The sequence below is a fragment of the Colwellia sp. TT2012 genome (assembly GCF_001440345.1).
GTDB lineage: Bacteria > Pseudomonadota > Gammaproteobacteria > Enterobacterales > Alteromonadaceae > Colwellia.
In genome coordinates this window covers 1-753 of sequence record NZ_LJYX01000166.1, presented here as the reverse complement: position 1 = coordinate 753, position 753 = coordinate 1, and the positions used below count along the sequence as shown (strand labels likewise).

Genomic DNA, 753 nt, shown 5'->3' with positions numbered 1-753 from the left:
CTACGAATACATCCAGTTGCCGGAGATCGGCGAGACCTTCAAGGCCAAGATGGACACCGGCGCGCTGACCGCTTCGCTGTCGGCCCGGGACATCGAGACCTTCACCCGCGATGGCGAGGATTGGGTGCGTTTCCGCCTCAGCGGCAAGGATGTGAGCAACAAGCTCTACGAACACAAGGTGGCGCGCATCAGCAAGATCAAGAACCGTGCTGACGAAGATGAAGACGGCGAAGAAACCAGCGTTGCCAAGCGCCCGGTAGTGGACCTGGAAATGTGCCTGGGCAACGTCAAGCGCACCGTCGAGGTCAACCTGACCGATCGCAGCAGCTTCAACTACCCGCTGCTGATCGGTGCCAAGGCCCTGCGTGAATTCGGCGCCGCCGTGAACCCGGCTCGCCGCTACACCGCCGACAAACCCGACTGCTGATTGACGCCGCACAAGGCATGGGGCACCGTTCACCTTTAGCTCCCTGTGCTCGGACGCCATGCCCCATATCCTGATTGTCGAAGACGAAGCGGCGATAGCAGACACGCTGATTTTTGCCCTGCAGGGCGAAGGTATCACCACCACCTGGCTGACCCTCGGCCAGGCGGCGCTGGAGCATCAACGGCACACCCCGGCAGACCTGCTGATCCTCGACATCGGCCTGCCGGACATCAGCGGCTTTGAAACCTGCAAGCAACTGCGCCGCTTCAGTGAAGTGCCGGTGATGTTCCTCAGTGCCCGCGACGGTGAGATCGATCGTGTGGTGG

At 61.6% G+C, this 753-nt stretch carries 2 protein-coding genes; both read left to right on the top strand.

The window, feature by feature from the left end:
• Nucleotides 1–427 (top strand): retropepsin-like aspartic peptidase RloA2 (gene rloA2 / locus ASU03_RS20405; protein WP_082627376.1); only part of this gene is annotated, 427 nt, incomplete at its 5' end.
• A gap of 58 nt (nucleotides 428–485) precedes the next feature.
• The coding region (locus ASU03_RS19345; RefSeq protein ID WP_157466007.1) for a response regulator at nucleotides 486–753 on the top strand (268 nt) is incomplete at its 3' end.